This is a genomic window from Acinetobacter sp. YH12249 (assembly GCF_013417475.1).
GTDB lineage: Bacteria > Pseudomonadota > Gammaproteobacteria > Pseudomonadales > Moraxellaceae > Acinetobacter.
The window spans coordinates 20,973-36,757 of the sequence record NZ_VPDX01000008.1; the positions used below are offsets into that span (position 1 = coordinate 20,973).

Below are 15,785 nucleotides of genomic sequence, written 5' to 3' on the forward strand. Positions count from 1 at the left end.
TTTATGTATGAGCCCTATCCTGTTCCCGAACTGTCACACGAGCACAAAAGACTCCGTTACAGCAGCCTATGGGATTTTGCCAAGCAAGATTTACGTCTACTTCTTCTCTTCCTGGTCATTGCCAGTTGTATTGGTCTAGGCATCGGTTATTTCTGGATCTGTATCGTTCTGGCCTTTGTTGCCTTCTTTGGCACACAGTTGCGTTCACTCTACCTGGTCAATGAATGGATCTCGAACCGTCCCTATGATGTACCGCCAAACATCAACGGAATCTGGGGCGCTTTACTGTTCAATGTCTATCGCGCCCAGCGTCAGGAACGTGTCGTTCAGGCTGAAATGGTCGAGCTGATTGACCGTGCACAATCCTCACTAGTCGCCCTGCAAGAAGCCGTGGTACTGATTGATGAAAACCAGCAGATTGAATGGTGGAATCCGGCGGCAGAACGTTTACTGGGGATTGGTCAGGAAGATCGCGGCCGCAATATTCTGAGTTTGCTGCGCCAACCGAGTTTTATTGATTACTATCATCATATTGATGATGCACCTGATGGCCTTAAAATGAAGTCTTCGATATTCGAAGATCATTATGTGCAAATCAAAATGACCCGTTTTGGCGGTGAAAGCCGCTTACTGGTCGCCTATGATGTGACCCGGATGCATAATCTGGAACAGATGCGTAAGGACTTTGTCGATAATATTTCGCATGAACTGCGTACCCCTTTGACTGTGCTCAGCGGTTATATCGAAACCTTTACCGATCAGGAAGATATTAGCCCGCGCTGGAAACGCGCCTTTGACCAGATGCAGTCCCAGACTCGTCGCATGAATGCACTGGTCAATGACCTGTTGCTGCTATCCCGTCTGGAAAATGACAAGAATATTGCCAAGAACCAGATTATTGACATGCCTAATCTGATGAACCAGCTGTTTGATGATGCGCAAGCCTATAACGTGGATTATGGCCATACCCTAAATCTGGATATTGACAGTCACTGTGACCTGATCGGCTCAGATATGGAAATTGCCAGTGCCTTCAGTAACCTGATTACCAATGCTATCAAGTACACGCCTAAAGGTGGAACGGTCACCATGGGCTGGCATGATGATGGTGAATCGGCCTATTTTGTCGTAGAAGATACCGGAATTGGGATTGATCCTAAACACTTGCCTCGCTTGACTGAACGTTTCTACCGGGTAGATTCTGACCGTAGCCGCCGTACTGGTGGCACAGGACTGGGTCTGGCGATTGTGAAGCATGTACTGATGCAACATCAGGCTCAGCTCGAAATTGATTCCCATGAAAATCAGGGATCCACCTTTAAGGTGATTTTCCCTAAAGAACGTCTCAGTTTCCCAGACTGATTCAAAAATAAAAAAAGGTGCAAATCGCACCTTTTCTTTTTTAGCGAAGGCTTTAAGACTTTAATGCCTGCTCTTTGGATAAGGCCCGGAAATAAGCTGCTCGATGCGAGATCCGTTCCAGATAGGCTTGAATCGCCGGATAACTTTTACCAGTACGGCTTTGCATGGCTTCGAGTGGGAAGCTCATCTGAATATCCGCAAAACTGAAACGACCGGCAAAATATTCATGCTGGCTTAAATGATCTTCCAGAAACTGGATATGGTCTTTTAAACGGCTTTGCACAAACTGCTTCTTCACCCCTTCACAAATTGTTTTAGCCACGGGACGTACCAGAAATGGCACTTGCTCAGGAACTTTAGTCATCACCAGCTGCATGACCAGTAAAGGCATCAAAGACCCTTCTGCATAATGCATCCAGTAGCGGTATTGCGCCTTGTTCTCAGCACTGATCGGTTGAAACTGATGGGTCGAATCATAGGTTTCTTGTAGATATTCCAAGATAGCGGCAGACTCAGCCAGTACCAGATTCTGGTCTTCCAGAATCGGGGCTTTACCCAGAGGATGAACCTGTTTCAAAGCAGGCGGAGCAGAATAGTTAGGCAAGCGTTTGTAATACTTGATCTCATAATCAAGTTCCAGCTCTTCCAAGGCCCACATGATTCGAAATGATCTTGATTGTTCGAGATGATGTAAAACACGCATATTAGACTCATGATTTTATTGTTATTACTGCGTGAGCATAGCAAAAAGTCTGGCTCTAACTAAAGAGTTTATCAGTCTACTTACATTTTCCCTACCGGATATAGCGTACCCTCTTTTAGCTTAAATCAGGCTGGTCCGAATCTCCAGACTGCGTAACAGGGTTTTGGTCACTGGGGTTTTGGCACAAATCTCTAGAATTTTCTGCTGCAAAGCCGAATCATGAGTAATATCAAAATTTAAGCGTCGTTCAATCCATTCCTGTCCTTCTTTATTGGCAAAGAATTCTGCTTCAACCTGAAAGTCGCCCAGTTCAATGTCCTTATGTTTGGCATACATGCGCAAAGTAATCATGGTGCAAGAGATCAGACTGCCTAAAAGCAGATCATAAGGTGCAGGACCTGCATCCTGCCCACCGAAGGATTCCGGTTTATCGGTTAGATAATGATGCTGACCATGACTGATTTCTCCCTGCCACGGTATGGTTAAGCTCTGTATTTTGGCAAGTGCGATACGGGCCATACTGATCCTTTGTTCTTATAGTTATATGAAAGATTTATCGAGAAGCACGCATATGTTCCGGAAATGCTGGTGCTTCCATACGCGGCCCATCATAGCTTGGAATGGTGCCAAAACGCGGGTGCCCCATCATCCACTGTTCACGGGCCAGCTTCAGTTCTTCCACATCACGACCAACCAGATTCCACCACAATAAAATAGGGCTTTCAAATGGCTCTCCACCAATCAGCAAGATTCGCCCACCCGCATGAATTTCGACATCTACATACTGTAATCCCGGCTCAAGAATCACCATATTATCTTCAGTCAGTTCATGCCCATTAATACTTGCCAGACCCTCAAGGGCCATAAAGCCATATTCAAATCTTGGATCTAAACTCAAACGGGCACGGGTACTTTCAGCAGCAAATAGATCCACCCCCAAGAGTTCGGTATGCACTTTAACCGGTGATATTGTATCCAGGAATTCCCCGACCAGGACCGTACATTGAATGCCTTGTTCTTCGATCACAGGTAATTCCGGATAATGATCAAACGCGGGAGCCATATTGATCTTGTCATCAGGCAGGGCGATCCAAAGCTGTGCTGCATGCATCTTGGTTTCAGTTTCCGGTGAAACCTCTGTATGCGAAATGCCATAGCCTGAAGTCATCAGATTAACCTGTTTCGGCCGGATCAATTGCCGGTTACCCAGACTGTCACTGTGCATCATGGTGCCTTCAATCATCCAGGTAAAAGTTTGCAGGCCAATATGCGGATGCGGTCCGATATCCAGGCCATCTCCCTGAGGAAATTGAGTGGGACCGGCATGATCCAGAAAACACCAGGCGCCAATCATGCGTTTATGCCGACTCGGCAAGGCGCGTTTAATGACTGTTCCCTGCCCGATTTCCGCACGCCGTAAAGGAACTTCCTGTATGAACTGATTGATATACTTTTCACAATCATCTGAATTTGACAGTTCAATATCATTATTATTCGACATGGTTGAGCTGACCTCGGCAAGTTCATTCTGGCTGTATGCTGCATCAAGACATCTTTCCCTGATCATTACAAGATGTCTACCTCATACAACAATGTACCGCGTCTACCCACAAAATCTATCTTTGGAAATATTTCGATACGTATAAAATGTGCTACTCATCAGAACAGTTCAAATACTTAAAGGCTTCAGTCTTCCAAATCCTGTAATCAAGATCTTGGTGATGAATCATATAATCATTCAAGCACCTTACATCAGTTCGTTTAAATCAACTTATTCATCATACTCATGTTTCACGTGAAACGCCTATTTTTATTGATATAAATGATTAAAATCAGCAATCTATAAAAATGTGATCCGTATAGCTTCATATTTACAAAACAAAAATTTTGTTACGTTTTCTTTTTAAAATTCGTACTACCCCCTGATTCTAGGGAGATTTTTTTTTATTCATTTGGTCCATAATAGGACCCAATAAAAATAAGATTGGATCAGGACATGTCATCCTCGAATGAAAATATATATTCAACGGCGAATATGTCTTTTCAAAACTCGACCACAGATAGATCATTAAAGTTGGCCGAATGTGATCTGCAAAATCGCCAGTTAATTGAAGATGCGCTTGTACATCGCGCTGCACCTATTCCTGCGCAATTCCAGCAGTACTTTTATAACTATCTTTATGTGCATCGTCATCAAAATCTTCGCCAGATTAATTACATGGCGCAGATCGCCTTTTTGCTGTATTTCTTTGCCGATATTTTTATTATTCCTGACATGTTTTTCCTGTCTGGCCTGATCCGGGTATCACTGGTCATTGCTGTCATGTTTTGCTGCTATTACCTGTTTAAGCATCAAAAGAATATCCGGGTTCTGGACATGATTTTGCCTGTGGGCACGACTGTGGCTGCAGCGACCTGGATTAGCCTGCTCCTGCTGTCGAGTAGCCCGCATGTGTCAACTTATATCTATGCCTCTGCGATTTTTGTTTTAATTACCAATCTCTGTGTACAGACCGAGTTTAAGGGTGCGCTGTATTGTTCTATTTTTATCGCCCTGTTTATCATGATTGGGGTAACCCATCTCATGAGTCTATCGCAGGCCTTTATTTTCGCCGTTGTTTTCACGCCTCTCTGGGCGTTTAGTATTTATATCAACTGGAATAATATCATCAACATACGGCGCTCTTTTTTACGCACTTTGCTGGATGAATGGAACTATCAAACCTTAAAAAATCTTGCTCATACTGATGATCTGACGCAGTTATTTAATCGTCGTCATTTTGTGGATATGGCGGAACGTTCAATCCATCAATGGCCAAAGCCTGCCAGCACCTGTCTTTTGATGTTTGATGTCGATTATTTCAAGAGAATCAATGACAATTATGGCCATGATGTGGGTGACCGGGTGCTACAACTGATTGCTGAAATTACCCGTAAAGAAATGCGCTCTAGCGATGTACTGGCACGTTTTGGTGGAGAAGAATTTATTGCCTTGCTGGAAGATACCCAGCTACAGGACTGCCTGATGATTGCAGAACGGATTCGCTGTTCGATTCAAAAGCAGGTGATGCACATCAATTCTGACCAGAAAATCCAGTTCACGATTTCTATCGGTATTGCTGAACTTGAATCTCCGCAACAGGAGCTTGAAGACCTGATTAAGCATGCAGATATTGCGCTTTATGAAGCTAAGAAAGCGGGAAGAAACCGGATTCGGGTCTATCATCCTAATATGCTGCAACCGACTAAACCCCTATCTCCAAATCCCTGGAATGTATTTAAACCACTGAATAAACAGGAGTATCCTGGCGCTCATCATAAAGCGAAACAATCTTGGTCTGCTTTGTAAGTTGAGAGCAAAATCAAGATTATTAGACAAGAATTTAAGAATTAGATCTAAATCTATTTGGGATGCTTTTCAAATAATTCCTAAAAGAATAGAATATTTTTCATACAAATATAAGTATTCATCTTATTCATTTCTTTGGATTTAATGTGGGAAGGCGATATGCCAGATAAATATGAAGAAGAAGCTCGCTTCCTGCTTCAGGATGCCCTTCAAGATCCTCTCGTTCGTATTCCTGCGTTTTTAAAACCTGCCTACTTTAACCATCAGAAACAGCTCACTTTAAAATATCTTTTACAGGTGAATCTATTTGCACAGGTGGCATATGCCTCCTACACCCTTGCCGATATTCTGGTGCTGAATAACATTATGAATTTGCTCATTCTGACCAAGCTAGGCTATACCTTGGTGATCGTACTAATAACCATCTGGATGTATCATTTTTACCGGAATTTGCCTGTATTTGACCTGCTGTTGCCGACCTCGATTATCAGAGCAAGTGCAATCTGGTTTTTTAATCTGAATCAGTCTGAAAGTCCGCATACGCTCATTTATCAATATGCTTCACTGGTCTTTATTGTCCTGGCCAATCTATTTGTACAGATTCGCTTCTGGCCTAGCCTGATTAATTCCGGTCTGATTACACTGGTGATTTATATTGGTGTGTATTTCAATACCCAAGCTGATCTGTATCAGATGTTCTTGTTTTCCCTGATCTATATGCCGGTATTGACCTTCAGTTTATATATCAGTTGGAGCTCTACACTAAAATCCCGTTTGGTATTCCTGTAACATACCCTGAATGAATATCATCGTCAGACCTTTGAAAATCTCGCCCATACTGACTCGCTGACAGGCCTGAATAATAGACGCTGTTTTAAATATCTGGTGCAACAGCTGATCCGAAAGAATCTTAAACAGCCTGCTCCAATCAGTTTGCTGGTCTTTGATGTCGATCATTTTAAGCAGATCAATGACCGTTATGGGCATGATGTTGGAGATCAGGTACTCCAGATGATTGCGCAGACCACACGTAATGAAATGCGGCGCCATGATGTGCTGGCACGGTATGAAGGTGAGGAATTTATCGCATGCCTGCCTGAAACTTCACTGGATTGGATGATGCGTTAAAAATTGCCGAATGTTTAAGACACAAAATCGAAAATATTGTGGTCAATCTGGAACATGGGCATCGTCTTGATTTCACCGTTTTAATTGGTGCGGCCATTCTGGAAAGCAGTGAAACGGATTTAATGGCGCTGATTAAACAGGCTGATATTGCCCTGTATCAGGCTAAAGCCAATGGTCGGAACAGAGTGGAATGTTATGACCCTGAACTGGATCAGAGCTTGCTTGGAGAGCTTCAAAACTGGCAGGTTAAACCGGCTTAAATTCATTTGAAAGATAATAAAAAAAGAGCGCCGAAGCGCGCTCTTTTTATGAGTTAAAAATTATCTTCATCAAAACGATCTTGATCAATTTTATAGATATGAAAACTGCGTTCTATTTGTACGCCTAAACCAAATTCAATCATTAAAGACGTTAACTTATCACCATCAATTAATACAATTCCCGACTTCTTTGCGGATTCAATTGCCTCTTTACTAAAATTAGAAGTAGTAATAAATACGCCTTTCTTGGCAACCTGATCCGCTAAAGCCCCTTTAAACTGCTGAATATCAGGACGTCCTACTGTATTTTCCCAACGTTTTGCTTGAATATAAATTTTATCTAATCCTAATCGGTCTTCACTGATGACTCCATCAATTCCACCATCGTTGGTTTTACCAATTGCTTGGGCTGCATCTTGATGTGAACCACCGTAGCCCATAGCAACAAGCAGATCTACAACAAGTCTCTCAAAAAATGAAGGAGACTTTTCCTTTACCATTTGAAGTAAATCACTTTTCAAATTGAACCTTAATAATTCAGTCGTAGTCTGAATTGTTTCTTCAGGTGTTTGTGTTTCTTGTAATTTATTTGAGTTTTCAAAATTTTTTAAAATTTCGACCTCTAATCCCTCTTCGTTTTTCTTTCCAAATTTAAAATCTATAAATCCATCAAACTGTGCTAAAAATTCATTAGTTATTGCTTCTAAGTTTTTTAAATCAATTTTTCTTCCTAAATCGCTAATTTCACAATATGCTCGTTTTGGTTGATGAATTAAACCTGCTTTGACTAAGTATGTCTTTGCCCAAGCAACTCGATCTTTAAATATATTTTTACCACTTGGTAGTACCTTATTTAGATCTTCTTCAGGTAAGCCAGAACGCTCAGCTAGGATATTGGCGGCATCTGAAATTTTAATTGGCCCTTCTATTTCTGATAATAATTTCATCAAAGGCAGCATTAACTGATCATAAGTAGGTAATGACATATATTTTTTAGCTTAAGAATTAATTTTTCTTGAGTATAAATGAAAAAAAGAGCGCCTAAGCGCTCTTTTTTATAGGTAATTTTCGTTAGAAAATTACTCCCATTCAATTGTTGCTGGTGGCTTAGATGAAACGTCATAAACCACACGAGAAACTTCAGCAATTTCGTTCATGATACGTGTAGAAATACGGTCAACCAAGTCATATGGCAGATGTGCAAAACGCGCTGTCATGAAGTCGATAGTTTCAACTGCACGAAGTGCAATTACCCATGCATAACGACGGCCATCACCGACCACGCCCACAGATTTCACTGGTTGGAATACGGCAAAAGCTTGAGCAGTTTTGTCGTACCAGCCGCTTGCACGAAGTTCTTGCATGAAGATGTCATCAGCAAGACGAAGAATATCTGCATATTCTTTTTTTACTTCGCCTAAGATACGAACACCAAGGCCTGGACCTGGGAATGGATGACGGTAGATCATGCTGTGTGGCAAGCCTAGAGTTGTACCCAATTTACGTACTTCATCTTTAAACAGGTCACGCAATGGTTCAACTAGGTCAAATGCCAAGTCTTCTGGCAAGCCGCCTACGTTATGGTGTGACTTGATGACATGTGCCTTGCCTTGTTTGCTGGCAGCAGATTCAATCACGTCTGGATAAATCGTACCTTGTGCAAGGAAGGTTACGCCATCGAGCTTACGCGCTTCTTCAGCGAAGACTTCGATGAATTCACGACCGATGATTTTACGTTTTTTCTCTGGATCAACTTCGCCAGCCAATGCAGAAAGGAAACGATCTTCAGCATCAGCGCGGACCACGCGGATCCCCATGTTGTCTGCAAACATCTGCATCACTTGATCGCCTTCGTTCAAACGAAGCAGACCGTTGTCTACAAATACACAAGTCAACTGATCGCCAATTGCCTTGTGTAGAAGTGCCGCTACAACTGATGAATCCACACCCCCTGAAAGACCTAACAATACTTTTTCATCGCCAATCTGTTCACGAAGCTGTTCTACACGCAGGTCAATAATATGTTCTGGTGTCCACAGACCACGACAACCACAAATCTGGTGTACGAAGTTAGACAGTAATTCTGCACCTTTCGAAGTATGTGTCACTTCAGGGTGGAACTGGATCCCATAGAAACGGCGAGTTTCATCAGACACCATGGCAATCGGACAGCTTGGTGTGCTTGCAGTCACCTGGAAGCCTTCTGGAATACGTGCAACCTTGTCACCATGACTCATCCAGACATGCAGCTGGTTTTCACGGTCTTGCAGCTGACCAATCAGCTGGTCACGTACCACGATATCCACTTCTGCATAACCGAACTCATGTACAGTACCTGGCTCAACTTTACCGCCAAGCTGTTCACACATGGTTTGCAAGCCATAACAGATACCCAGTACAGGTACACCTAACTCAAATACCACTTGCGGCGCACGCGGGCTGCCTTCCAGGTGAACACTTTCAGGTCCACCAGACAAGATGATACCGTTTGGATTAAATGCGCGAATGTCTTCTTCAGACATGTCATAGGCATACATTTCAGAATATACACCAGCTTCACGGACACGACGTGCGATGAGCTGACTATATTGAGAACCGAAATCCAGAATCAGGATACGATCTTCAGTAATTTGAGTATTGGTAGTCATGACAAACAACTATGAAAGGCAAACGAAAGATAAGCGCCGTATTCTAGCATTTTTATTAGGCTTAAGCACACTATTCCCATCCGCATAATAATTAAGCAGTTTATTTTTTAGATGGAATAACGCTTTCGATTCAGCAGAAGAGTCTTCCCTTCTCTCCACAGAATTCAACGTATTTACGCTATTTGGATTTCAATATTTTAGGATCGGCCAGTTAAGTAGCTATTGAAAGTTTATTTCACCTGTCTCTATCACGGTCTTCACTTGGATGGCGTTTAGGGTTTAACATGGGAGCCACCTTTTGATTTTTATTTTAATGACGTTTTCATGCCAAGCCGGTTTTCTCAGGAATTCACCGCCAATTTGTAAGATAAATTTTTAATTCACCCATCAGGGATGAGCGGGCAATTATTTTCCTGTTCGGTACTGACTTTCATGCCGCAGACTGTTACGATTTGATCACCTTTTCGCTTGTTTTTTCCCTATGGAACTGCTTGATTTTATCCTCCACGTTGATGATCACCTGCTCGAATTCATTACCAATTACGGCATCTGGATTTATGGCATTCTTTTCCTGATTATTTTTGTTGAAACGGGACTGGTGGTGATGCCGTTCCTGCCGGGAGACAGTCTGCTATTTGCATCAGGTGCGCTTGCGGCTTCAACGGGTGCTATGGATCCATGGGTACTGATTCCGCTACTGTTCACTGCGGCAGTGCTGGGCGACACCCTGAATTATCATATTGGTAAATATATTGGGCCACGTGTATTTGAGATTGAATCACGTTTTATTAATAAAAAGCATCTGCTTGCTACCCAGCAGTTCTTTGTGAAACACGGTGGTAAAACCATTATTTTTGCCCGTTTCATTCCTTTCGCACGTACCTTTGCACCTTTTGTTGCCGGTGCGGGAAGTATGAATTACAAATATTTCCTGACTTACAATATGATCGGTGGCTTTCTCTGGATCAGTTCGTTTGTGATCCTGGGTTATCTGTTCGGCAATATGCCAATCGTCAAAGATAATTTCACTCATCTGATTTTCGGCATCATTATTTTAAGTGTCATGCCAGGTGTAATTGGCTTTATTCAGCAGAAACTCAAGAAAAATAAAATTGCCTAGAAGCCTAGAGCTGTTGAGTGAACATTTACTCCAGCCAATTGATCAGCAAGGGCACCAGACAAAGCAGTAAAAACAGAGCCGACCCTTTATAAATCAGGTCGGCTTTTCTTTTTGCCGACTCTCCCGCCAGAATCGCTTGTCCAAAGATCATCCAGAACAACGCAACCAGCAAGGCAATCCCAGTAAAAATGGCAAAGACCAGAACAAAGTTACTCGGACTTTCCCAAGTAGAGAGCGGTAAGATTCCGGTTGCCAGAAGCGCTGCTTTGGGATTTTTTAGGGTTCCCTTAAACATCTGCCAGGGACGGATTTGAGGATGACTCTGATTATATTGTTCCAGTTGCCGAGCCTTGAATAAATGGAAGGTCATCCAGCCCACACCGATTGCACTCAGCACATGCACCAGTTCCTGAAAACTGGGCCAGATCGGTGAAAACAGATGAACCAGCAGAGCCCACCCATTGATCGCGTATAAATACCCCACCAAAATGACGGGAATATGCAGACTGGTTTTGGCTGTTCCCTGCTGATAGGCAGAACTGGCCACCAATGCATTGGCAGGTCCAGGGATCATCAGCACTGCTATTGTTGCAAAAACAAAGAGCCAGTTTTCAATCATGGTGGTTAAACATATCAGACAAGGTGATTACCTTAACCAATCTCGTGTTCTGATCACAAGACGAGATCTTTCAAAATTTTATGCGCATCGGTCATTTTTTCTGGCAAATACTGTGAACTCTGTCACTTGACCAATCACTTTTAAGATATAAAAAATGCCGACCTAAAGTCAGCATTTTTTTGATGTTTAGAGGACTATTTATTGGTATTTTGACGGACAATAATCGGGCAGGCTTTAAATTTTGCAGCTTGTACAATAGCTTCCTGTTCACCCAGTAGACGTGCCGTTTCAGTGCGTTTGGTATTGGAAGACTGCCCCATATTCACTGATACACTCGGACCAATGCCCCAGCCGCCGCGGCTGCCCCAGCCACCACCGACGCCTACCCCTACGCCGACACCTGTACGTTTAGGCGGCTCAACACCATTATCAAGATACTGCTGAATACGGTTGTATTCACCCTGAAGCTGCTGACAGTTGAGGGTCTGATAATGGGTCGGTGAAACATAGGTCGGTTTGACCGTCGTTGCACAGGCACTCAGCAAGCTAAGTATGCTGATTGCCAGGCTTATTTTCACAAGTTTCATAGTTAACTCGATCTTAATGCTGCTCTATCTCATTGAACAATGATTGATAGGCCTGAGTCAATTTATGATCAGTTGCCAAGTGAATTAATGGCTGATTTTTTTGATGCGACTCTTTCATCAGCACCGACGGCGGCAACATGCTGTTCAGCACTGGAAGACCTTCATCTTTCAGTTGCTGTACCACTTCGCGTGGCAGTTTTGCCTGAGCCTGAAACTGGTTGACCACGATGCCTTCAATTTCCAGACGTTCATTGTGATCATCCTGAGTTTCGATGACATTCTCAATCAAGGTTTGTAAGGCCCGTTTAGAAAACACATCACAGTCAAACGGAATCAGGACACGGTCTGCAGCAATCAGGGCTGAAAGTGTAAAGAAATTAAATGCCGGCGGAGTATCGATAAACACCCGGTCATAATGCTCAGCAAGTGGTTGCAAGGCATCGCGCAGCTTGTAAATCTTATGCTTGGATTCCAGTGCATGGGCCAAGGTGCCCAAACTCGGACTCGCCGGAATGACATCCAGATTTTTAAAAGGTGATTGATGCAGATAACTTTCCAGCCCTTTGGCCCGGGTCTTGAGAATGGAGCCAATCGCATTACCAATTAAGCTTTTGCTCTGCTGATTCCCCAATACATCTTCAAAATAGTTTTCAATATTCGGCTCCAGCGCCGGCTTGTCACTGGAATAGGTTGCATCATCCCCTAGTAAATACTGGCTGGAGTTTGCCTGCGGATCAAGATCGATTAACAGGGTTTTAAGCCCTTGATGTGCACTGATTGCAGCCAGATTGACTGCAATACTTGACTTCCCCACCCCACCTTTCTGGTTAAATACCACACGAGTATGCATAAACACCCCTCTTTATTTTTCTAATGATCAGTATGTTTTAGTTCATTGACTGATGAATAATTTAGCCAAAATTCGGCTTGATCATGACCAATACTATAATCGCAATAAGTGAAACCACAGCAATAAATAAGCCAGCACGGCGTTGTACCAGCAGGATTGAATCATCTTTTTTATAGGCTTTGCCCAAGGATGAAATCAGCACCAGGAATAAAATGATTTTGGCATAAAACCAAGGCTGTACATCAAAATTCTTTAAAAACAGGGCAATAATCCCAGTTAAGGCAATCACGCTAATGACCAGGTGCTGTAAAGCGACTAGAAATACACGTGCTTTCGGATTCGGCTGGTTGCCCTGTGTTCCCACAAACAGGGTAAGAGCACGTGCAAGAATGGCCACGATGGCCAGTCCTGCCGCAGACATATGAATAATTTTGACTAAAAGCTGGATATCCATAAAGTCCTCTTAGTTTTTCGGTGCATGTGCACATTCCGGACTAGACGTGTCCTGTCCTGTCCACTCTTCAGGCAAGAAAGCATGAATTGCCAAGGCATGAATTTTATCTTTAGACAGCAAATCACCTGCCGCAGCATAGACCTTTTGATGGCGTTGCACCGCACGTAAACCGGCAAAAGCTTCACTGACAATCACCGCCTTAAAATGCGATTCCTTACCCGGAAAATATCCACCATGACCCGAAGATTCATTCACGACTTCCAGATAGGTAGGTGACAATTGTGCCAAACGGTCTTTCAGTTGTTGTTCTAAGCTCATGGCCTGACTCCGATTCAAGATATGGGTCCAGTATACCCTGTTCTATCCGCTATTTCGGTGCAAGAAATGTCTGCAATTATTTGATTGTGCCGAGATTTCATTAAATTTTGCATAAATTTTGTCTAATTGTCTGGAAGCACAGAGAATATTGCTTTTATTTTATGCAATCGACACAAGATTTTTCATAAAGTTATTGACCCTGTTTTTGCATGCTGTATTATACACGGCATGCGGGAATAGCTCAGTTGGTAGAGCACAACCTTGCCAAGGTTGGGGTCGCGAGTTCGAGTCTCGTTTCCCGCTCCAAATTCTTTTTTGTTCATTTTTTAAAGTAAAAAATTGATCGACCCTGCGGGAATAGCTCAGTTGGTAGAGCACAACCTTGCCAAGGTTGGGGTCGCGAGTTCGAGTCTCGTTTCCCGCTCCAGATTCAAAAAGCCCTGATCGAAAGATGAGGGCTTTTTTATTGTTGTTTTATTCAATATTTTACTTCATAAGAAATTTTTATACTTAAAAAAGTAAGTTTACAAAAGTGCTCTTTCAAAACTGTGAACAAAAAACCGTGTAGATGATGCTCCAGAGTATCAATCATACAAGATAAAAAAAACTCCAAAACAAAAGATAGTATTAGCTACTACTAAGTGGCTTATGTTAAACAAGATCAGCTTGCCTAGATCCTAAATATTGATGCCGCGGAGCCTGTTAATAATTTCTGTCATTGCTTCTTAATAAAAAAGCAACTAATATGCTTCTTATACCACCAAAAAGCAATAAATATGTCTACACTAAATAAGTCTTTACTACAGCAAATCAAAAAAAGACGAACCCAATTGGGCTTAAAGCAAGTTGATATGCAATCCCGTACAGGCATTTCAAGACAGCAGTACCAAAAACTGGAAAGTCAGGGCAACCCTCGATTAGAGACCTTAGAAATTATAGCGGCAGGATTAAATGCTCAACTGATGCTCATCCCTGATGATAAGGTTCATTTGATTAGACAATTATTGAATGATGAAATTAAAGTCACTATTGAAGATCAGGATGACTTAATGACTAACCCATGGAAGGGTCTTCTCGGAGGAGAGGAACCATGAATACTGTTGCCGTCCTGAAATTAACATTACATCACGCTGTCGTTGGATACTTGGCAGGATTTCAGAGCGGAAAAAATATTCTGGTTTTTACAGATTCTTTCCGCTCTGATCAGCAACGCCCAACCTTGAGCCTGCTGACTTCCCCCTTGTATCCTCAAGTGGATAAGATTTTAGAAAAGACCTATGTTACACATCAGCGTTTACATCCCTTGCTATCAAACTTGCTACCAGAAGGTGCATTACGCGAACTGATTGCACAAAGCCTCAAAGTACATATAGACAATGAATTTCAGTTATTGGCAGCTTTAGGTCATGATTTACCTGGAGCACTCATTGCGACTCCATTAGATCCAGAAGAAATTCCAGATGAAATAAAATTCAAACTGCAGATCTCTAATCCAGATCAGATCTTAAAGCAAGAGATTCGAACAGATAATAAGTTTTCCTTGGCCGGCGTCCAAATGAAGTTTTCCATGAAAGCCAAAGATGGGCGTTTTACACTAGTCCAGGCAACGGAATCGTCTCTACTCGGGGACTGGATTATCAAAACTCCTTCTTCCAGACATGCTTTTGTTCCGCTAAATGAATATTCTATGATGAGCCTTGCCAAAATGGTCGGAATAGATGTCCCTGAGATTCGCTTGGTAGATATGGCACTCTTACAAAACCTTCCACCATTAAATTTACCCCAAGAGCAATATGCTTTTGCAATCAAAAGATTTGATAGACAGAGTACTGCTGATACTACAGAGCTTATTCACATCGAAGACTTTGCTCAGATCTTCGGTGCATATCCACAGCAGAAATACAGCACCACAAATTATGAGCAGATAGGAAAGATCATTTATCAATTTTCAGATAACAAAATTTTTGATATTCAGCAATTTGCCAGCCGTTTACTCGTCAATATTTTACTCGCCAATGGAGATGCACACTTAAAGAACTGGAGTATGATTTATCACGATAAAACAACGCCAAGATTATCCCCTGCATACGATATATTGATGACAAGTGTATATATTGAAAATGAGCGTCATTTCGCCTTAAATCTTGCCAAAAATAAAGATTGGTATTTAGCTGAGATGAAACACTTTGAACAATGGGCTGAAAAAGTCGGTGTTCCATGGCGTGTTATTGAAAAACAACTTCACGCGATCATGGACAAAGCACGGTCGGTATGGCCAGTGCTATTACTAGACTTACCTATGATTTCTGTTCATAAAGAAAAATTAAGAGAACATTGGAAAAAATTGCATCCAGACTTTCAGATACTTACAGATGATTAGGGTAATC

General features: G+C 42.3%; 15 protein-coding genes, 2 tRNA genes and 1 pseudogene. 8 read left to right on the forward strand and 10 right to left on the reverse strand.

Translation table 11 applies throughout. The features are described from left to right. Positions 1 to 3: 3 nt before the first annotated feature. Positions 4 to 1,362: a phosphate regulon sensor histidine kinase PhoR gene (phoR, locus tag FTV25_RS06465; protein WP_180002665.1), complete on the forward strand. Its 1,359-nt coding sequence runs from the start codon at positions 4 to 6 to the stop codon at positions 1,360 to 1,362. 52 nt (positions 1,363 to 1,414) lie between these two features. Here phoR and FTV25_RS06470 read toward each other — a convergent pair whose 3' ends face one another. The 3 genes from FTV25_RS06470 to FTV25_RS06480 form a co-directional block, all read right to left on the reverse strand. Beyond that, positions 1,415 to 2,065 (reverse strand): glutathione S-transferase, encoded by a 651-nt coding sequence (locus FTV25_RS06470; protein ID WP_179992735.1) that lies wholly within the window; start codon positions 2,063 to 2,065, stop codon positions 1,415 to 1,417. A 120-nt stretch (positions 2,066 to 2,185) separates the two neighbouring features. Next, on the reverse strand, positions 2,186 to 2,584 hold the full coding sequence (locus FTV25_RS06475) for an OsmC family protein (protein ID WP_180002663.1): 399 nt from the start codon (positions 2,582 to 2,584) through the stop codon (positions 2,186 to 2,188). A 34-nt stretch (positions 2,585 to 2,618) separates the two neighbouring features. After that, positions 2,619 to 3,566, reverse strand: coding sequence for a pirin family protein (locus FTV25_RS06480; RefSeq protein WP_180002700.1), 948 nt, complete (start codon positions 3,564 to 3,566; stop codon positions 2,619 to 2,621). 495 nt (positions 3,567 to 4,061) lie between these two features. Here FTV25_RS06480 and FTV25_RS06485 point away from each other — a divergent pair, with 495 nt between their 5' ends. Both FTV25_RS06485 and FTV25_RS16190 read left to right on the forward strand, forming a co-directional pair. Next, complete coding sequence (locus FTV25_RS06485) at positions 4,062 to 5,414, forward strand: GGDEF domain-containing protein (RefSeq protein ID WP_180002661.1); 1,353 nt, start codon at positions 4,062 to 4,064, stop codon at positions 5,412 to 5,414. Positions 5,415 to 5,573: 159 nt separating this feature from the next. Further along, positions 5,574 to 6,802 (forward strand): annotated as a pseudogene (locus tag FTV25_RS16190) (GGDEF domain-containing protein). A 53-nt stretch (positions 6,803 to 6,855) separates the two neighbouring features. On the opposite strand, the gene FTV25_RS06495 reads toward FTV25_RS16190, so the two are convergent. Both FTV25_RS06495 and guaA read right to left on the reverse strand, forming a co-directional pair. Next, a complete protein-coding gene (locus FTV25_RS06495) occupies positions 6,856 to 7,788 on the reverse strand; it encodes a restriction endonuclease (RefSeq protein WP_004780654.1) in 933 nt (310 codons plus the stop codon). Positions 7,789 to 7,881: 93 nt separating this feature from the next. Next, on the reverse strand, positions 7,882 to 9,450 hold the full coding sequence (gene guaA, locus FTV25_RS06500; RefSeq protein WP_180002660.1) for a glutamine-hydrolyzing GMP synthase: 1,569 nt from the start codon (positions 9,448 to 9,450) through the stop codon (positions 7,882 to 7,884). A gap of 481 nt (positions 9,451 to 9,931) precedes the next feature. Between guaA and FTV25_RS06505 the strand changes: the two genes are divergently transcribed. Then, entirely contained in the window at positions 9,932 to 10,570 is a 639-nt protein-coding gene (locus tag FTV25_RS06505; RefSeq protein WP_034704672.1) for a DedA family protein, read from the forward strand. Positions 10,571 to 10,595: 25 nt separating this feature from the next. On the opposite strand, the gene FTV25_RS06510 is transcribed toward FTV25_RS06505, so the two are convergent. From FTV25_RS06510 to FTV25_RS06530, 5 genes are all read right to left on the reverse strand, one after another. Next, positions 10,596 to 11,189: a threonine transporter RhtB gene (locus tag FTV25_RS06510; protein ID WP_180002659.1), complete on the reverse strand. Its 594-nt coding sequence runs from the start codon at positions 11,187 to 11,189 to the stop codon at positions 10,596 to 10,598. A gap of 194 nt (positions 11,190 to 11,383) precedes the next feature. Then, positions 11,384 to 11,776 carry a hypothetical protein gene (locus FTV25_RS06515; RefSeq protein WP_108675631.1) on the reverse strand — a complete coding sequence of 131 codons (393 nt, stop codon included), beginning with the start codon at positions 11,774 to 11,776 and terminating at the stop codon, positions 11,384 to 11,386. Positions 11,777 to 11,789: 13 nt separating this feature from the next. After that, positions 11,790 to 12,626 (reverse strand): ParA family protein, encoded by an 837-nt coding sequence (locus FTV25_RS06520; protein WP_034704678.1) that lies wholly within the window; start codon positions 12,624 to 12,626, stop codon positions 11,790 to 11,792. A gap of 61 nt (positions 12,627 to 12,687) precedes the next feature. Then, entirely contained in the window at positions 12,688 to 13,080 is a 393-nt protein-coding gene (locus FTV25_RS06525) for a SirB2 family protein (protein WP_180002658.1), read from the reverse strand. Between the two features lie 9 nt (positions 13,081 to 13,089). Further along, a complete protein-coding gene (locus FTV25_RS06530) occupies positions 13,090 to 13,398 on the reverse strand; it encodes a BolA family transcriptional regulator (protein ID WP_004780643.1) in 309 nt (102 codons plus the stop codon). Positions 13,399 to 13,628: 230 nt separating this feature from the next. Here FTV25_RS06530 and FTV25_RS06535 point away from each other — a divergent pair. The 4 genes from FTV25_RS06535 (at position 13,629) to FTV25_RS06550 (ending at position 15,778) form a co-directional block, all read left to right on the forward strand. After that, a tRNA-Gly gene (locus tag FTV25_RS06535) sits at positions 13,629 to 13,704 on the forward strand. Positions 13,705 to 13,749: 45 nt separating this feature from the next. Next, positions 13,750 to 13,825, forward strand: a tRNA-Gly gene (locus FTV25_RS06540). 349 nt (positions 13,826 to 14,174) lie between these two features. After that, on the forward strand, positions 14,175 to 14,492 hold the full coding sequence (locus tag FTV25_RS06545; RefSeq protein WP_180002657.1) for a helix-turn-helix domain-containing protein: 318 nt from the start codon (positions 14,175 to 14,177) through the stop codon (positions 14,490 to 14,492). Next, positions 14,489 to 15,778 (forward strand): type II toxin-antitoxin system HipA family toxin, encoded by a 1,290-nt coding sequence (locus tag FTV25_RS06550; protein ID WP_180002656.1) that lies wholly within the window; start codon positions 14,489 to 14,491, stop codon positions 15,776 to 15,778. Before FTV25_RS06545 ends, FTV25_RS06550 begins: the two co-directional genes overlap by 4 nt. Positions 15,779 to 15,785 lie beyond the last annotated feature (7 nt).

What these genes read in the sequence shown, in the direction of transcription:
- phoR (WP_180002665.1), top strand. Translation starts at nt 4, where the DNA reads ATGTATGAGCCCTATCCTGTTCCCGAACTGTCACACGAGCACAAAAGA.
- FTV25_RS06470 (WP_179992735.1), bottom strand. Translation starts at nt 2,065, where the DNA reads ATGCGTGTTTTACATCATCTCGAACAATCAAGATCATTTCGAATCATG.
- FTV25_RS06475 (WP_180002663.1), bottom strand. Translation starts at nt 2,584, where the DNA reads ATGGCCCGTATCGCACTTGCCAAAATACAGAGCTTAACCATACCGTGG.
- FTV25_RS06480 (WP_180002700.1), bottom strand. Translation starts at nt 3,566, where the DNA reads ATGTCGAATAATAATGATATTGAACTGTCAAATTCAGATGATTGTGAA.
- FTV25_RS06485 (WP_180002661.1), top strand. Translation starts at nt 4,062, where the DNA reads ATGTCATCCTCGAATGAAAATATATATTCAACGGCGAATATGTCTTTT.
- FTV25_RS06495 (WP_004780654.1), bottom strand. Translation starts at nt 7,788, where the DNA reads ATGTCATTACCTACTTATGATCAGTTAATGCTGCCTTTGATGAAATTA.
- guaA (WP_180002660.1), bottom strand. Translation starts at nt 9,450, where the DNA reads ATGACTACCAATACTCAAATTACTGAAGATCGTATCCTGATTCTGGAT.
- FTV25_RS06505 (WP_034704672.1), top strand. Translation starts at nt 9,932, where the DNA reads ATGGAACTGCTTGATTTTATCCTCCACGTTGATGATCACCTGCTCGAA.
- FTV25_RS06510 (WP_180002659.1), bottom strand. Translation starts at nt 11,189, where the DNA reads ATGATTGAAAACTGGCTCTTTGTTTTTGCAACAATAGCAGTGCTGATG.
- FTV25_RS06515 (WP_108675631.1), bottom strand. Translation starts at nt 11,776, where the DNA reads ATGAAACTTGTGAAAATAAGCCTGGCAATCAGCATACTTAGCTTGCTG.
- FTV25_RS06520 (WP_034704678.1), bottom strand. Translation starts at nt 12,626, where the DNA reads ATGCATACTCGTGTGGTATTTAACCAGAAAGGTGGGGTGGGGAAGTCA.
- FTV25_RS06525 (WP_180002658.1), bottom strand. Translation starts at nt 13,080, where the DNA reads ATGGATATCCAGCTTTTAGTCAAAATTATTCATATGTCTGCGGCAGGA.
- FTV25_RS06530 (WP_004780643.1), bottom strand. Translation starts at nt 13,398, where the DNA reads ATGAGCTTAGAACAACAACTGAAAGACCGTTTGGCACAATTGTCACCT.
- FTV25_RS06545 (WP_180002657.1), top strand. Translation starts at nt 14,175, where the DNA reads ATGTCTACACTAAATAAGTCTTTACTACAGCAAATCAAAAAAAGACGA.
- FTV25_RS06550 (WP_180002656.1), top strand. Translation starts at nt 14,489, where the DNA reads ATGAATACTGTTGCCGTCCTGAAATTAACATTACATCACGCTGTCGTT.